Annotated in this window: 12 protein-coding genes and 3 pseudogenes; 13 read left to right on the forward strand and 2 right to left on the reverse strand. The window is 63.5% G+C overall.

Features of this window, described 5'->3' with window-relative positions:
• Positions 1-239: 239 nt before the first annotated feature.
• The 3 genes and pseudogenes from G6O54_RS34570 to G6O54_RS39105 all read left to right on the forward strand — a co-directional run.
• A pseudogene (locus tag G6O54_RS34570) lies at positions 240-761 on the forward strand (MazG C-terminal domain-containing protein); the annotation flags it as partial.
• A 12-nt stretch (positions 762-773) separates the two neighbouring features.
• On the forward strand, positions 774-1,157 hold the full coding sequence (gene acpS / locus G6O54_RS34575; RefSeq protein WP_165234729.1) for a holo-ACP synthase: 384 nt from the start codon (positions 774-776) through the stop codon (positions 1,155-1,157).
• Entirely contained in the window at positions 1,157-1,696 is a 540-nt protein-coding gene (locus tag G6O54_RS39105; protein WP_500809983.1) for a phosphorothioated DNA-binding restriction endonuclease family protein, read from the forward strand. The genes acpS and G6O54_RS39105 overlap by 1 nt, the downstream gene beginning before the upstream one ends.
• Here G6O54_RS39105 and G6O54_RS34580 read toward each other — a convergent pair.
• Both G6O54_RS34580 and G6O54_RS34585 read right to left on the reverse strand, forming a co-directional pair.
• Positions 1,697-2,113 (reverse strand): annotated as a pseudogene (locus G6O54_RS34580) (thermonuclease family protein); the annotation flags it as partial.
• A gap of 129 nt (positions 2,114-2,242) precedes the next feature.
• On the reverse strand, positions 2,243-5,389 hold the full coding sequence (locus tag G6O54_RS34585) for a PAS domain-containing hybrid sensor histidine kinase/response regulator (protein ID WP_165234735.1): 3,147 nt from the start codon (positions 5,387-5,389) through the stop codon (positions 2,243-2,245).
• A 174-nt stretch (positions 5,390-5,563) separates the two neighbouring features.
• Between G6O54_RS34585 and G6O54_RS34590 the strand changes: the two genes are divergently transcribed.
• The 10 genes and pseudogenes from G6O54_RS34590 to G6O54_RS34635 form a co-directional block, all read left to right on the forward strand.
• The gene (locus tag G6O54_RS34590) at positions 5,564-7,018 is read left to right on the forward strand and encodes a sigma-54-dependent transcriptional regulator (protein ID WP_165234739.1); all 1,455 of its coding nucleotides are present in this window, start codon (positions 5,564-5,566) and stop codon (positions 7,016-7,018) included.
• Between the two features lie 278 nt (positions 7,019-7,296).
• Entirely contained in the window at positions 7,297-8,520 is a 1,224-nt protein-coding gene (locus G6O54_RS34595) for a cupin domain-containing protein (protein ID WP_165234742.1), read from the forward strand.
• A gap of 72 nt (positions 8,521-8,592) precedes the next feature.
• Positions 8,593-9,084, forward strand: a complete 492-nt coding sequence (locus G6O54_RS34600) for a nuclear transport factor 2 family protein (protein ID WP_165234745.1) — start codon at positions 8,593-8,595, stop codon at positions 9,082-9,084.
• Positions 9,085-9,239: 155 nt separating this feature from the next.
• Positions 9,240-10,205, forward strand: a complete 966-nt coding sequence (locus tag G6O54_RS34605) for a cytochrome-c peroxidase (RefSeq protein ID WP_250847228.1) — start codon at positions 9,240-9,242, stop codon at positions 10,203-10,205.
• 66 nt (positions 10,206-10,271) lie between these two features.
• Positions 10,272-11,243, forward strand: coding sequence for an alpha/beta hydrolase (locus tag G6O54_RS34610; protein ID WP_214654231.1), 972 nt, complete (start codon positions 10,272-10,274; stop codon positions 11,241-11,243).
• 76 nt (positions 11,244-11,319) lie between these two features.
• On the forward strand, positions 11,320-11,844 hold the full coding sequence (locus tag G6O54_RS34615) for a Dps family protein (protein WP_165234754.1): 525 nt from the start codon (positions 11,320-11,322) through the stop codon (positions 11,842-11,844).
• A gap of 164 nt (positions 11,845-12,008) precedes the next feature.
• A complete protein-coding gene (locus G6O54_RS34620; protein WP_165234757.1) occupies positions 12,009-13,181 on the forward strand; it encodes an NAD-dependent formate dehydrogenase in 1,173 nt (390 codons plus the stop codon).
• 91 nt (positions 13,182-13,272) lie between these two features.
• Complete coding sequence (locus G6O54_RS34625) at positions 13,273-14,361, forward strand: aldo/keto reductase (RefSeq protein WP_165234760.1); 1,089 nt, start codon at positions 13,273-13,275, stop codon at positions 14,359-14,361.
• A 118-nt stretch (positions 14,362-14,479) separates the two neighbouring features.
• On the forward strand, positions 14,480-15,334 hold the full coding sequence (locus G6O54_RS34630) for an SDR family NAD(P)-dependent oxidoreductase (protein WP_165234762.1): 855 nt from the start codon (positions 14,480-14,482) through the stop codon (positions 15,332-15,334).
• A gap of 442 nt (positions 15,335-15,776) precedes the next feature.
• Positions 15,777-16,285, forward strand: a pseudogene (locus G6O54_RS34635) (porin); the annotation flags it as partial.

Raw genomic sequence — 16,285 nt, forward strand, 5'->3', positions numbered from 1 at the left:
GTGATCCGGCGGCGCTACGATGGACGATGGCCCGGGTGGAGGATAGGGCTCCGTGGCGACACGACCCGAGCGCCAACCCGGGGGCCAAGACCGAAGGGGGGGCGGCATGATGCCGCCCTGTCTTTCCCTTTCGGGATTGGCATGAAGGCGGCAAATCGACCCTACCTGGACGGACGTTCTCTACCTTATCTCCCGACCCCGGTTTCTCCATTTCACGGTGAACCAGCACAAGGCTACCTCGCAAGTTCGAGGTTCATTTCAACGCGATCAAGGATGGCTCGTCGCGGCCGAGGATGAAGGCGTACTACGAAGGAAAACAGTTCGGTGACGACCTGACCGACAATGCCTATGAGGGGGATGGCTATCGGTTTCACGACGTCTTCCATCTCGCGTTCGCGGCCGTGCTGGGATGGTCGCCGATAACAAGGACGCTGACGGGGACGAAGCGGAGGAGCAGGCAACAGGTCGATGAAGTCGAAGACGGTGGGCGGGCCAAGGCGATCGAGGAGGGGATCTCGGCCCTGATCTTCGCGTTCGGGAAGGACTACGCCTTCCTCGAAGGTAAGCCGAGCGTCAGCTCAGAGCTGCTGCGAACGATCCGGAGCATGGTGTCCCACCTTGAGGTCGCGTCCTGCTCGACCGGCGACTGGGAGAAGGCGATCATTCAGGGGTTTACGGTCTGGCGTGAGATCACGAAGCGGCACGGAGGGACCGTGGTCGTGGATCTGGACGATCGGAGCATCACCCTGCTGGAACCGTGATTCGAGGCGTCAATGGGTATCGTCGGCCACGGCATCGACATTATCGAGATAGCCAGGATCAAGACGAAGCTTGAGTCGCCTACGAAAAAATGGGCGGAACGAGTCTATTCGGACGACGAACGATCCCAGGCTGATGCCACACCGGGCGACGCTCGCTTCTTCGCGGGCAGATTCGCGGGCAAGGAGGCGGTTGCCAAGGCGCTGGGGACCGGCTTTTCGGGCAAGGTGACGTGGAAGGGCATCGAGATTTTGCGGCTACCGAGCGGCGCGCCGACGGTGCGGCTGAGCGGAGGAGCGCTTGAGCTGGCCCTGAGCCTTGGCGTGACGGGGTGGTTGATCAGCATCAGCTATGGCGGCGGGCTAGCGACGGCGAGCGCGATAGCGGTGTCGGAATGATGGATAACGAGCAATTCGTCCGGCGATTCGACGACCTCAGCATCTGGAGGCAGGGCGACCAGCGAGCTCCGCACAAGCTGCTCCTCGTCCTCTACGCCCTCGGGAGGTGGCAGTCGGGCCAGAAGGAGGTCACGTTCCGCCAGGTTGAGCCCGACCTAACCCTCCTCCTGCGAGAGTTCGGGCCGCCTCGAAAGTCGGATCATCCAGAGCAGCCGTTCTGGCGGCTTCAGCGCGACGGCGTCTGGGTTATCGTCGAACACCACTCTTCGATGCTGCCCGCCGAGCACGCCAAGGTCAACCGGAGCGCTTTCAACGCGTTCTGGCGCTCTGGCAATCCCCCGCCCGCCGATAACCAGCCTTCTCCGCTTCCTCCTGGGTGGCGAACGCCACCCGGTTCTTCTCGCTCATCGACGCCACGCCCTGGCAGTTCGGGGCTTGGTACAGTGGCTCCGCCGGTTCCCCACCACGCCCGACGTGACGGGCACGCCTTGGCCGCTCCGCCAGTCCCAGGGCGGCACGGCCCCCGCCTGGTTCCATAGCCCTCGTTTCGCCGCCTTCGCCTCGGCCTCCAGACCCGCCAGCTCCCAATCGTCTGGAGCATACCGCCAGAACCACCACGCCAGTCCCGCCCGCACCATCTCCTTGCCCAGCGACCGTCCATCCGGCAGGATCACCTCCCCCACCGTGCGGCCGTAGCGGTCTCGGTCCACTTCGCGGACGGTCACCTGCTGACCGAACGACATCTCCGAAGCCGCCTGTTTGGCCCGGCTTCCGAAGTCCTGCGCTGTTTCAGGTGCGTCGATGCCATAGAGCCGAACCTTCACCTCGCGGTTTCCGGCCACCAGCACAGTGAGCGTGTCGCCGTCAGAGACGCCGACCACGCGAGCGGGGAAGTCAGCAGCCTTGGCCGAGAGTGCCCAGCAGGCAAGAATCAGGAGGATGGCGAGTCGTTTCATGCGCCCATAATGGCGGATCGGAGTATACGGCGCAAGCGGTGGGTGGGACGCCCATGACGGGAGACGCGACCTTGGAGCAATTTGAGGAACTGAGGTCTGAAGCAGGGTGACCAACGCGCCTCTCTGCTATTAAACACCACCCTCACCAACCTCCGGGGCCTCTTCGCGACTGTCACGATTTAACCTCGCCGCCCCTTTCCGGAGAGCCTCGACCGTAAGTTCTTGAGAAAGCCGCGCGAGTTCGGTCGTGTTGCGTTCGAGTTGCTCGATAAAAGGAATAGCTTCCTCCAACATTCCCTGGACCGCAAGGTCTTCCAGGGCCGCCGCTTGATTGCCTGCAACAGTAGAGAACGCCGATACCATCCCATTGAACTTGTGGGCCGCCTGGCGAAGGCGCACGGCGTCTTGATCGTGTAATGCGTCTCGGATCGCTGCTAGCTGCTCCGGGCCCCGGGCTCGGAGTATTCGGCACATTTTTTCGAGCATGACAGCGTCACCCCCACATGCAGCTAAGAGAACCGATGGGTCAATTAGCGGCTGACCGGTTGGTGATTGGGTAGGAGATGTTCCAATTAGGCGTTCGATGGCTTCAGCGAGGTCGGCGGCAGTGAACGGCTTCGAGAGATAGTCGTCCATGCCAGCTCTCAGGCATTGCTCACGAACCTCGATGCGATACCGGGCGGTCAAGGCGACGACGGGCAGATGACCACCTACTTCCCGTTCTCGATCACGGATCGCTCTGATGACCTGGAACCCGTCCAGTTTCGGCATGTGGAGGTCCAGGAGCAGCAGGTCGACGGGCTCACGCTCCAAGAGGGACAGCGCTTCTTCGCCATTCTCCGCCATGACTGCGGAAAGCCCAAGGCGACTCAACATGTGCTCGAGGAGATCTCGGTTAAACTCGTTATCTTCGGCGACTAGGATTCGCGGGGGAAGGTGCGAGGGGGCCATCGCGGCGAGCCGTCCCGCGACTGAGGGAAGATATGACTCATCCGACCTATGGCCCATCACCCGGAAGATGGCTTCGATCAACTCGACCGATTGAATAGGCTTGAGGAGTTTGACATATATCTCTATATGACGAGCTCGGGTCGCATCGCCTGGGCGTTCCTCCGAAGTCATCAGGATGAGTCGTGTTTCGGATAACTCGGCTTGCTGACGGATCTCGGCGGCGAGATCCAAACCGTCGATGTCGGGCATGCGACCGTCGAGCAAGCCGAGTGAATACGGGCGGCCTATAGCCACGCCGTGCCGCAGTGCGGCCAGTGCCGCCGCCCCGTCGCCAACGGACGTCGGATCCATCGCGTAACCGCGCAGCCACTCCTCAAGGATACGTCGATTGGTGGAACTGTCGTCCACGATCAGCACTCGGAGACCATGAAGCAGTATCGCGCGAGGGGTAGATGCCGCCTCCGGTGGGTGCGGTTGGATCCCAAAGCGTGCGGTGAAGGTGAACTTACTGCCCCAGCCGGGCCTACTGTCGACGAGGAAATGGCCATCCATTAGGGTCACTAGTCTGGCGGCAATCGTAAGCCCCAAGCCGGTGCCGCCATACTTTCGCGTGATCGATGCGTCCTCTTGTTCGAACGCCCGGAAGATCCTCGTCTGGTCCTCGAGCGGGATGCCGATGCCGGTGTCCGATATTGCGAAGCTTAGGCGGACTTCACCATCGGGTGGCTGCTCCTCGGCGTTCTCCACGAGCACGACGATTTCGCCACGTTCGGTGAATTTAATTGCATTTCCAACCAGATTGAGGAGTACCTGGCGGAGGCGCCCGGCATCCCCAACCAGGGCATCGGGCACGTCGGAATTCTGCTGGCAGATCAGCTCCAACCCCTTCTTGTGTGCGCGAACGGCGAGTGCTCGTAGAGTGGTGCCCAGGACCGAGGCCAGCGAGAAGCCCGATCGGTCCAGCTCCATGCGGCCCGCCTCGATCTTAGCGAAGTCCAGGATGTCGTTGATGATTCCGAGCAGGGCATCCGCTGCCGACTTGACCGTTGTCAGATACAGGTTCTGGTCCCCGGTGAGCGGGGTGTCGAGTGCCAGTTCGGTCATCCCGAGGATCGCATTCATCGGGGTTCGGATCTCATGGCTGACGTTCGCCAGGAACTCGTCCTTCGCTCGGTTGGCGGCCTCCGCCTCCTTTTTGGCCCGTTCCAACGCGATCTCGGCACGCTTCTGCTTGTCAATGTCGGTGGTGGTCCCGACCCACTTGGTGATCTGGCCGGACTCATCGCGGACCGGCAGCCCGTGACTTTTGAACCAGCGATAGCTGCCGTCCGCGGCTCGGAATCGGAATTCGAAGTCATGCTCGACGCCCTTAGCGACAGCTGCGAGCCAGCTACTCGAGGTCGTCTCACGATCGTCGGGGTGGAAGAGCGATAGCCAGACCTCGGCCGTCAGATCGTCGACGGTGAGTCCCGTGTATTCTTTGAAGCGGTCGTTTAGGTATTCGCTCGTGCCGTCAGCACGGGCCCTCCAGACGATGTGGGGCATCACGTTTGCCAGGAACCGGAACCGTTCCTCACTCTCTTGCAGCTCCTCCTCCAACCGCTTCCGTTCCGAGATGTCCTCGACCACGCCGATGCTGTGCAGTAGGCCAAGGATCGGATCCCGCTGCGCCGAGGCGGTGACCAACGTCCACTTGACCGAGCCGTCCTTGCAGACGTGGCGCACTTCGATCGAATAGCTCTCCACCTCCCCACGCAGCAATCGCTCGAACTGCGCAACGCTCAGACTCAAGTCATCGGGATGGGTGACGTCCTGGAAACGGAGGGCCAGTAGCTCTTGCCGGGTATATTGAAGAATGTCGCATTGTTTCTGGTTGACCCGGAGGAATCGCCCTTGCGGGTCACAGTGGGCGATCCCGACAGCGGCGTTCTCGAAGGTGCCTCGAAATCGCTCCTCGCTCTCACGCAGGGTCTCCTCGGCCTGCCTCCTTGGAGTGATGTCCAGGATCCACCCTTCGATCCAACGCAGCGTTCCATCGGGGGCGAAGACGCCGTGACCGCGTCCCCAGATCCAGCGGACTGACCCATCCCTGTGTCGGATGCGGTGTTCGGCCTCGTAAGTTCTCCGGTCCCGCAATGCCGCGGCAATCGTCTCGCGGGTTGAAGACCGGTCCTCCTGCAGGATGAGGTCGTTATAATCGAGCCTGCGGGAGGTGAACGCTTCGGGCGGATAACCGGTCAGTTCCAGGATGCCTTGACTGACGAACAGCGAGGTCCAATGCTCATCGGCAAGAGACTGGTACGCGGCCCCCGGCAGGACCCCCATGAGCGCATCGAGCAGCCGTTCTCGCTCTCTGAGTGTTTCCTCCGTTCGACGGAGTTCGTCTAAGTCCCGATTCGGCCCGGCGCCGGGTTGATTCATGAATCTGCTGCCTGTGACGGATTCTGCGGAGGACTGTTCGGTTCCACTGGCTCACTGCTTCGCGGGAACTCACGATCCATGGCCACCTTGCTCCTGATCGACGACGACGAGGACTTGCTCCCGGACCAGGTGGCCCACGTATTCCCCGCCCCCGCCCACCGAGTTGAGGTCGTCCATACGGGTGCCGAGGGGCTGAGACGCGTCGCCGACCTCCGGCCGGACGTCATTCTCCTGGACCTGCTCCTCCCCGACCAGTCGGGTCTGGAGGTCTTGAGTCGGCTCCGCCAGATCGACGCCCGGATCCCGGTTATTCTCGTCACCGTGGCGCGGTCCACCGAATCGGCCATCGAGGCGATGCGCAAAGGGGCCTACGATTACCTGCTCAAGCCCCTTGATTTGCAAAAGCTGAACCAAGTGGTCGGCGAGGCGGTGAAGGTCGCCCAGCTGATGCTGAAACAAGCCGTGGTCGGAGAGACACCGTCGGTAGACGATCGGACGGGCGAGGCGATTATCGGAACATGCCCGGCTATGCAGGAGGTCTATAAGGCCATTGGCCGCGTCGCCGACCAGTCATTCCCGGTGCTCGTCACCGGGGAGAGCGGCACCGGGAAGGAGCTGGTGGCGCGAGCGATCTATCAGCATGGGTTGCGCTCAAAGGCACCATTCCTGGCCCTCAATTGCGCGGCCATCCCCGAAGCGCTGCTGGAGAGCGAGCTCTTCGGCCATGAAAAGGGCTCATTCACCGGCGCGGACCGGCGACGGATCGGCAAGTTCGAGCAGGTCACGGGCGGCACCTTGCTGCTCGACGAGATCGGCGACATGCCCCTGAGCTTACAGGCCAAGGTGCTGAGACTCCTACAAGAGCAGTCGTTCGAGCGGGTCGGGGGCAGCGAGACGATCCGCACCGATGTCCGGCTCATAGCCGCTACCCACCGCGACCTCAAGGCCCAGGCGGACGACGGCAAGTTTCGTCTGGACTTGTATTACCGGCTAGGGGTTTTCACGATCCACCTGCCGCCGCTGCGCGATCGGGGCGATGACCTGGCGCTCCTGGTCCGTTTCTACACGCAACGCGTCAGCCGCGAGCTGGGCCGGGAGGTGCGAGAGGTCTCCCCTGAAACGCTGGAGCGGCTCCGGGGCTACTCCTGGCCGGGGAACCTTCGGGAACTGCAAAGCGTGCTGAAACAAGCAATCTTGCGGTCTCACGGACCTGTCCTGCTTCCGGACTTCCTCCCCATGCTCTCGGCATCCCTCGCGGCCATCGATCCCGCAGGAGAACGCTTCGATCTGGAGGCGTTCATCCGCCAGCGGCTTGCGCCCGACTCCCGCGATCTCTACAAGGTGACGTTGCGGGAGCTGGACCGTATCCTGTTGCCGCTCGTCCTGGACTTCACGTGTGGGAACCAGGCGAGGGCCGCCCTCTTGCTGGGCATTGCTCGGCAGACGCTCCGTGCGAAGCTCCGGGACTTGGGGCTGCACGTAGCGCATTCTCTCGAACTCGACGAAGACCGCGATCAGGTGGATTTGCCCTGAGCCTCGCAACCCCGCCGCGGTAAATCGCTTACCAGTCGGACAATTCCGTACCACAAGGCCCCAGGACCTGGGCCCGAGGGGCGACGGTGCGTCCTGCGCTGCGATCTCGCCGCAACTTCCATCAGGGAAGCCACTTGTGAATGCTAGATTCTGAGGTCGCCACTGTTGGCACTCCGCATGCGATTAGGCCGATCCGCCTGCGAAACGACGTTGAAAAGACATCGTCGGGTGGCGACTACTCTCACCGACACCTCGACCCCTTGGGGAGATCGGACCCTATGTCCAACCTTCAGAGACGCGACTTCATGGTTACGGGCCTCGCCGCCACGACAGCGGCACTCGCTGGGGCCGCACGGGCTGCTGCGCAGGAACCATCAGGCGGTCCGATCCGCGGCAAGGAAGGCGCGTCGATCCTCGGCCCGACTAACCCGTCCCGCGAGGCCCAGAGTCGGGATCGGCTCGCGCCTCCTGTGACGGACCACGGCACGCTGCCGAACCTCAAGTTCTCGTTCGCCGACACTCACAACCGCCTCCAGCCGGGCGGCTGGGCGCGGCAGACGACGCATCGCGAGATGCCCGTCGCCACCGACCTGGCGATCGTCAACATGCGGCTGAAGGCCGGCGCTATTCGGGAGATGCACTGGCACAAGGAGACGGAGTGGGGCTTCGTCGTGAAGGGCTCGATGCGCGTCACCGCCGTCGACGATCAGGGCCGAGCCTTCCAGGACGACATCACCGAGGGGAACATTTGGAACTTCCCCACCGGGATTCCCCACTCGCTCCAGGCGTTGGGAGGCGACGGTTGCGAGTTCTTGCTCCTCTTCGACGACGGCGACTTCAACGAAGACGAAACGTTCCTGCTCACGGACTGGCTCGCTCACACGCCCCGGGAGGCCCTCGCCAAGAATTTCGGCGTGCCCGAGGAGGCCTTCGCCAAGATCCCCAAGGAGGAGCTGTATATCTTCCCCGCGGACGTGCCTGGCCCGCTGGAGAAGGATCGCGTCACAGGGGCCGGGCCGGTGCCGAAGTCCTACACTCACCGGCTGATGGACCAGAAGCCCGTCGAGACGAAGGGGGGACGAGTACGCATCGTCGATTCCTCGGTCTTCCCGGCAACCACGGCGATCTCGGCGGCCCTGGTCGAGGTCGAGCCGGGCGGCATGCGGGAGCTGCACTGGCACCCGAACTCGGACGAGCTCCAGTATTACCTCGAAGGCCGATCGCGGATGACGGTCTACGCCTCGGAGTCATCCGCAGGGACCTTCGACTACCAGGCCGGCGACGTGGGATACGTTCCCAGAAACATGCCCCACTACATCGAGAACACGGGCGACTCGCTGCTCCGCTACATCGAGGTCTGGAAGTCGCCCTGGTTCTCGGACGTGTCGCTACGGCAGTGGCTGGCGTTTACGCCCTATGAGCTGGTGCGCGCCCACCTGGGAATCGACCGTTCCGTCCTGGCCCCGATCCAGGTCCACAAGACGCCCGTGGTGCCGGCTTGACGGCTGCTTCGGGCGGCCGGCCCCAGCGGCCACTCTCTCTCGATCATTTCGACCGCGAATCAAGGAGTTGAGATGTCCTCAGGCCGCCCGGCTTCGACCTCGACCGTGATCCTTCCCCCGCCCTATACGATGGAGTCCGCCACCAGGAAGGTTCGTGTCGCCGAGGACGCGTGGAACAGCCGCGATCCGGACCGGGTGGCACTGGGGTACACCGAGGACTCGGTGTGGCGGAATCGCTCCGAGTTCGTGACCGGACGCGACCAGATCCGGCAGTTTCTGGCCGGAAAGTGGGAGCGTGAGCGGGATTACCGGCTCGTGAAGGCGTTGTGGTCCTTCAACGGCAACCGCATCGCCGTCCGATTCCAATACGAGTGGCGCGACGCGGCGGGGGAATGGTGGCGCAGCTACGGCAACGAACTGTGGGAGTTTGATGAAGCCGGCCTCATGCGACGGCGTGAGGCCAGCATCAACGACGTCAGCATCAGCGAACACGACCGTCGATTCTTCTGGGCGGCCCCGGGCCCCCGGCCTGCGGAGCACCCGGGCATCCCTGAGGTCGTGTGAATTCCTCTTCGTCCAGATCACCAACTAACCCGACCATCACACGACTTTCCGAGGGACTGCCCATGCATGTCGGACTTCACCTCCCGTGTCGTCTGGGAATCGCCACCGCGCTGATCGCCGCGTCCGCCTTCGCATCCAGCTACGACGCGGATCTCATGAAGAAAGCGCAAAACCTCTTCCCGACGCTGCCGAAGGACGCCGCGAAGCCGGATCGACCGATCACGCCGGAACGGGTACGCCTCGGGAAGATGCTGTTCTTCGACCCCAGAACCTCGGGTGATGGGGCCGTGAGCTGCTCACGCTGCCACCTTCCCCAACTCTGCGCGACCGATGCGCTGTCGAAGTCGATCGGGGCTTACGATCGTCATCTCATCCGGAACGCGCCGACCATCTTCAACGCCGCGATCCACACGTCCCAGCATTGGGACGGCCGATTCGTCGATGTGGAGGACCAGGCCGTCCACGGCCTGACGGGGCCGGGCCTCGGCAATCCCGACGATCGCACGGTCGAGGGCCGGCTCGCGGCGATCCCAGGCTACCCGGAAGCCTTCCACGAAGCCTTCCCAGACGACAAGGACCCCGTCACTGCGCGGAATTTCGCCCTGGCGGTCGGCGCGTTCGAGAGGACCCTCATCGCCCCCTCGCGATTCGATGACTACCTCGCCGGCAAGGCCGACGCCCTCTCGGCCCAGGAGACGAAAGGGCTGAAACTCTTCATCGAAACGGGCTGCGTGGACTGCCACAAAGGACCGGGAGTGGGCGGGGCCGGATTCCGCAAGTTCGGCGTGTTCTCCGACTACCGGGCGGCGACCGGGACCATGAACCCGGACAAGGGCCGGTTCGACCTGACGAAGAATCCCGACGACGTCGACAAGTTCAAGATCCCGGGATTGCGCGGCGTGGCCGTGACGCCGCCCTACTTCCATGACGGCTCGGTCGAAAGCCTACCGAAGGCGATCCGGATCATGGCGAAGATCCAGCTCGACACCGACCTCGCCGACACCGAGGTCGAGGCGATCGCGGCGTTTCTCGGCAGCCTCACCGGCCCGATGCCGGCGGACTACGATCATCCTCCCGTCCTGCCACCTGGCGGCTACCGGAATGCAGGGCCATCTCACTAGACGCACCACCGAAGTTGATTGACATCGATGACAAAAACACACTCCAGCACATCGAAGGAGACCGCGATGGAAGCTCTCGACCCCGCAGTTGACGAGGCGATCGATCATCGCATCCGAGCGTTTCTGAGAAAGCTGGATGCCCCTGGCGGCAAGCCGGTCGAGGAGCTTGCGCCTCACGACGCCCGTCAGGTCTTGATCAATCTCCAGGCGATGAGCCCGGAGGACTTACCCCCCGCGCAGGTGTCGAACAAGACGATCGAGCAGGACGGCCTGAAGGTCGAGTTGACGATCGTCCGCCCGGCCGGGGTGGATCGTGAGGTGCCGGCTTTCATGTTCTTCCACGGGGGCGGCTGGGTGCTGGGCGACTTTCCGACGCACGAGCGATTCGTGCGCGACCTGGTCGCCCTCTCGGGCCTGGCGGCGGTGTTCGTGAACTACACGCCGTCGCCGGAGGCGAAATACCCGGTGGCGATCAACCAGGCGTACGCCGCGACCAAGTGGGTCTCGCAGAACGGCCACGAGATTCGGGTCGACGGGCGACGATTGGCCGTTGTCGGCAACAGCGTCGGCGGCAACATGTCGGCCGTCGTGTCGCTCATGGCCCGCGACCGTGGCGGCCCGGAGATCCGGTTCCAGGCGTTGCTCTGGCCCGTGACCGATGCCGACTTCGACACCGGCTCTTACCACGAATACGCCGAGGGACGGTTCCTGACCCGCAGCATGATGAAGTGGTTCTGGGACAACTACACCACCGACCCCGTCGAGCGGGCCAATATCTACGCTTCACCCCTGCGGGCGATGACCGAGGAGCTTCGCGGTCTTCCTCCGGCGCTGGTGCAGACGGCCGGAAACGACGTGCTCCGGGACGAGGGGGAAGCGTTCGCCCGCAAGCTCGACGCGGCCGGCGTGGACGTGATCGCCGTGCGCTACAGCGGCGTGATCCACGACTGGGGGCTGCTGAACCCGATCAGTCAGGTCCCGGCAACCCGCGCCTCGCTGCTCCAGGTGGCCGAGGAGCTGAAGCGTCGGCTCCGATAAATCCGCAATCCCACATGAGTGCCAGAAACTCTTCTGTCGAGCACAGTTCGCGAGCCCCCAACCCGAAGGAGGATCCATGTCCGCCACGACGACATCCCCCAGAATCTCGCCCGTCAACCCAGCCCTTGCGACGCCGACCGATCTCTCCTCGGAGGGTGTCGCGGCCATCGCGGACCAACTGCGCGACCTGCTGGCCGACGTGTTCGCGCTCTATGTCAAGACGAAGAACTTCCACTGGCACATGAGCGGGCCGCACTTCCGCGACTCCCACCTCCTCCTGGACGAGCACTCCGACCAGATCTTCGCCATGACCGACGAGCTGGCGGAGCGGGCCCGCAAGATCGGCGGCACGACCCTGCGTTCGATCGGCGACATCGCGCGTCATCAGCGGTTGCGCGACAATGACAAGGAGTTCGTCGAGCCCCGCACGATGCTCGCCGAGCTGGCGTCCGACAACCAGGAGCTCACGCGATCGCTTCGCGCAGCTCACGCCGTGTGCGACGAGCATCAGGATGTCGCCACGACCAGCCTGATCGAGAACTGGATCGACGAAACCGAGCGCAGGACATGGTTCCTGTCCGAGATCGCGGGACCAAGGTGATTCGGACGGTATCGTTCGAGCGTTAATTGTCGGCGATGCGGCTCGTTCATCCCTGACCTGACCGAGGGAAATGCGATGTCAGCCGTCCAGGCCCCGCCACACGCGGGACTGGACGGGGCGATCTCCGTCCGTCACCCACTCCCATCCACATCAGGAGGCCTGCGATGTCAAAGATCCTGTGCGTACTCTACCCCGATCCGGTCGATGGGTTTCCGCCCCGTTATCCACGTGACGGCGTGCCGACAATCGACCGTTACGAGAGCGGAGGAACGTTGCCGACGCCCCAGCACATCGACTTCCGACCCGGCGAGTTGCTGGGATGCGTGTCTGGCTCGCTCGGGCTGGGCAGGTTTCTCGAGACGAGCGGGCACACCCTGGTCGTCACCTCGGACAAGGAAGGCCCCGACTCGGTCTTCGAGCGCGAACTCGCCGATGCCGAGGTTGTGATCTCGCAGCCCTTCTGGCCCGCCTACCTGACGGCCGATCGGCTTGCTCGGGCAAAGAAGCTCCGGCTCGCGATCACCGCGGGGATCGGCTCGGATCATGTGGACCTCGACGAGGCCGCGGCGCGCGGCGTCACGGTCGCTGAGGTTACCGACTCCAACTGCATCAGCGTGGCCGAGCACGCCGCGATGCAGATTCTGGCGTTGGTTCGCAATTTTCTCCCCTCGCACGAGTGGATCACGCGAGGCGGCTGGAATATCGCCGATTGCGTATCGCGAGCCTACGACCTGGAGGGGATGCAGGTCGGTATCGTGGGGGCCGGCCGGATCGGGCTCGCCCTGATGCGGCGCCTCAAGCCCTTCGGCGTGCCCCTTCACTACATGCAGCGACACCCCCTCCAGCCCGAAGTCGCCCGGGAGCTTGGCGCGAAGTTCCACCCCTCCGTGGAATCGCTGGCCGAGGCCTGCGATGTCATCTCGATCCACTGCCCGCTCCATCCCGGCACGCTCCGTATGTTCAACGACGAGCTCATCGGCCGGATGAAGCGCGGGTCGTACATCGTCAATACGGCCCGGGCGGAGATCTGCGATCGTGACGCGGTAGTCCGCGCCCTTGAAGGCGGCCGGCTCGCGGGCTATGCCGGCGATGTCTGGTTTCCCCAGCCTCCGCCGCCGGACCATCCCTGGCGGACGATGCCACATCAGGCCATGACGCCGCATGTGTCGGGAACCACCTTATCGGCCCAGGCCCGTTACGCGGCCGGTACGCGCGAGATCCTCGAGTGCTGGTTCGAAGGCAGGCCGATCCGCGAGGAGTACCTGATCATTGACGGCGGCAAGCTGGCCGGCGTTGGGGCAAGTTCCTACACCTTGGCCACGGGCGCACGAGCATGAGCCGAGTCGAAACAGGCCGTTCGCAGAGTCTCGCTGTTTCCTGAACCAGAGCCGATGATCCTCGGCAATCCCTCACAATCGGAGATCGACCATGAAGTATCAAACGCTGGGCAACACGGGACTGCTGGTCTCACGCCTTTGCCTCGGCACCATGACGTTCGGCGGCGGGACTGGCGTCTACAAGGCGATCGGCGCCCTCGGGCAGGACGAAGCGGATGAGCTGGTGAAAGTCTCCCTCGACGCGGGCATCAACTTCTTCGATACGGCCGACGTCTACTCCGAAGGCGCGAGCGAGCAGACCCTTGGCCAGTCGTTCAAGAACCTGAAGGTCGCACGCAAGGACGTCGTGATCGCAACGAAGGTCTACAGTCGCGTCGGACCCGGGCCGAATGACATGGGGGCCTCGCGCGGGCACATCATGACCGCTGTCGAGGCGAGCCTCCGAAGGCTCCAAACCGACTACATCGATCTCTATCAGATTCACGCCAACGACAGCGTCACCCCCATCGAGGAGACAATGCGGGCACTCGATGCGATCGTCACGCACGGCAAGGTCCGCTACATCGGCGTCTCGAACTGGCAGGCCTGGAAGATCGCCAAGGCGAACGGAGTCGCTGATCGCAAGGATCTTACTCGCTTCGACACGTTGCAAGCCTACTACTCGATCGCCGGCCGTGACCTCGAACGCGAGATCGTCCCGTTCCTGCAGACCGAGGGCATGGGCCTGCTCGTCTGGAGCCCGCTGGCGGGCGGCTTGCTCTCGGGCAAATTCAACCGCGACCATCAGAAACCGACCAACTCCCGGCGATCGGAATTCGACTTTCCGATCGTGGACAAGGAGCGGGCCTGGCGCGTCCTCGACGTCATGGCGCCGATCGCCCAACGTCATCAATGCAGCCCCGCTCGCGTGGCGCTCGCCTGGCTCCTCGGCAAGCCCGTGGTCACGTCGATCATCATCGGGGCCAAGCGGAGTGACCAGCTCGCCGATAACCTCGGCGCAATGGAGCTTACCCTGTCGCAGGATGAAGTCCACGCGCTCGACGATGTGAGTGCATTGCCTCCCGAGTACCCGGGCTGGATGCTCGCCGTTCAAGATGTAGGCCGACTTGGCCGGACAGAGCAAACCGCCTGGTCCAGGTTCGAAGAACTGAAGGAGTCGCCCGCAAACGCGTCTCACTGATTGCGTCCCGCCGTTCATCTTGGCGATCAAGGCAACGCAAAGTCGTGTATCACGACATCGTCTGAAACGAGCTTCATTCGCGGGTCATGATTCGGGCTCAATCATTCAGGAGGAACTGATGTCTCAGCACCAGGCTCGCCGTGCATGGCTGATCACCGGGGCATCGCGGGGTCTCGGTCGAGAGATCGCCCGAGCCGTCCTCGCCCGTGGCGATCTCGTGGTCGGGACGAGCCGTGATGGCTCATCGGACCTCGTTCCCGGGGCCGGAGAGCTTCACATGCTACCACTCGACCTCGCCTCGCCGGGGCTTGAGCGCGAGATTCTCGAGCGAGCCATGCGAGTCCGTGGCCGGCTGGATGTTCTGGTCAACAACGCCGGCTACGGCCTCCTCGGGGCAGTCGAGGAGGCCGACGATCTCGAGGCGAAACGGGTCTTCGACGTCAATTTCTTCGGGCCACTCCGCCTGATTCGCGCCATCTTGCCGATATTCCGCAACCAGGGCCATGGGTGCATCGTGAACGTGTCGTCGATCGCCGGCTTCGCCCCGGCCGCCGGCTCTGGGCTTTACGCCGCCTCGAAGTTCGCATTGGAGGGGCTTTCCGAGAGCCTGGCGCAGGAGGTCACCCCGCTGGGCGTCCGCGTGATGCTCGTCGAGCCCGGTGCCTTCCGCACGGACTTCCTCTCGTCGCGATCGATCCAGCATGCGACGGCTCGCGTCGACGCCTACACCGAAACAAGCGGCAGGGCCATCGAGTATTTGCGGCGACTGGCGGGAAATCAAATCGGCGATCCGTCCCGTGGAGCGGCGGCGATCCTGGAAGCCATCGACTCTACCGAACCACCGCTCCACCTGTTCCTCGGGTCCGACTCTGTACGACGAGCGCGGGAACAACTGAAGCGACTGGGAGAAATGATCGACCGGTGGAAAGGACTCTCGTTGGGGACGGACTTTCGGACGCATTCCGGGGCTTGAAGGACGGATCACGCCGCACTTCGAAGTTACGAATGCCCGATGAGCGACTTCGGGGCCGAGCAGACGCAACTGGCCGCCCAGTCGTTAAATTCGCCAAAGTCGTGCCGGCTGAATGCCGATACTACCTGGGGGTCGACTGGTCATTCCCACACTTCGCCTCCTCACCTTGAAAGCGCGGGGACCGAGAGCGTTCAACTCGGAATGGCCTTCCGACTTGGGCGCGCTCGATGTTCCTCTTGACGCGCGCGTGACGGGGGACTCAATGGGGGCGATCCAGGCGAGAGGGCATCACCCATGGCATGTGTTGATCGGGCTCTGGCTCGTCCTCGCCTGGCCTGGCATTTCCTCGGCTCAGGCCCCACCGCCGCCGACATCCAATCCGACAGTCGCCTCTCCCGCATCCATCTCAGCGGACGCCTCCGAGCCGGAGAGGCTTCGGAGAATGGAAACGACAATTGAGCTGCTCCTCCGCAAGGTCGACGAGAACGCTACCCAGAATGCGGAGCTCTTGCGTCAGAATTCCGAGTTGATGCGTCAGAATGCGGTGCTTTCCAGTCGGGTTGACCAGCTCAGCGAAATCTCCGGGATCGGGACCGCGCCCGTGCCTCAGCCCGGCAACCGCCCCGCGCGCGACTCAGCGGGGGAAGCCTTTATCCCCTCGTCCGGCGGCGGGTCGAAAGCGAGCGGCGGCGATCCCACCTCATCCGCACGCGCCCAGGAGGTTGGCAACCTCCACCTCGGCAAGCTGCCGATCAAATCCGTCTACGACTTCGACAATGACGGATTCCTCTGGTCGACGCTCGACGACGAGGTCACCTTCGGCGTCCGCGCCATGACGCAACTCGAGAGCCGGGTCTATCAGCAGAAGGACCAGTACCCGGTCAGCAGCGGCTTCTACAACCCCCGCACTCGCATCTACTTCTATGGCCACATGAGCAGGCCGATCTCGTA

The organism is Aquisphaera insulae, from assembly GCF_011064615.1.
GTDB lineage: Bacteria > Planctomycetota > Planctomycetia > Isosphaerales > Isosphaeraceae > Aquisphaera > Aquisphaera insulae.

Bases quoted from the DNA above. Each gene is read 5' to 3' on its own strand.
- acpS (WP_165234729.1), top strand. From the start codon at position 774: ATGGGTATCGTCGGCCACGGCATCGACATTATCGAGATAGCCAGGATC.
- G6O54_RS39105 (WP_500809983.1), top strand. From the start codon at position 1,157: ATGGATAACGAGCAATTCGTCCGGCGATTCGACGACCTCAGCATCTGG.
- G6O54_RS34585 (WP_165234735.1), bottom strand. From the start codon at position 5,389: ATGGGGGTCCTGCCGGGGGCCGCGTACCAGTCTCTTGCCGATGAGCAT.
- G6O54_RS34590 (WP_165234739.1), top strand. From the start codon at position 5,564: ATGGCCACCTTGCTCCTGATCGACGACGACGAGGACTTGCTCCCGGAC.
- G6O54_RS34595 (WP_165234742.1), top strand. From the start codon at position 7,297: ATGTCCAACCTTCAGAGACGCGACTTCATGGTTACGGGCCTCGCCGCC.
- G6O54_RS34600 (WP_165234745.1), top strand. From the start codon at position 8,593: ATGTCCTCAGGCCGCCCGGCTTCGACCTCGACCGTGATCCTTCCCCCG.
- G6O54_RS34605 (WP_250847228.1), top strand. From the start codon at position 9,240: ATGAAGAAAGCGCAAAACCTCTTCCCGACGCTGCCGAAGGACGCCGCG.
- G6O54_RS34610 (WP_214654231.1), top strand. From the start codon at position 10,272: ATGGAAGCTCTCGACCCCGCAGTTGACGAGGCGATCGATCATCGCATC.
- G6O54_RS34615 (WP_165234754.1), top strand. From the start codon at position 11,320: ATGTCCGCCACGACGACATCCCCCAGAATCTCGCCCGTCAACCCAGCC.
- G6O54_RS34620 (WP_165234757.1), top strand. From the start codon at position 12,009: ATGTCAAAGATCCTGTGCGTACTCTACCCCGATCCGGTCGATGGGTTT.
- G6O54_RS34625 (WP_165234760.1), top strand. From the start codon at position 13,273: ATGAAGTATCAAACGCTGGGCAACACGGGACTGCTGGTCTCACGCCTT.
- G6O54_RS34630 (WP_165234762.1), top strand. From the start codon at position 14,480: ATGTCTCAGCACCAGGCTCGCCGTGCATGGCTGATCACCGGGGCATCG.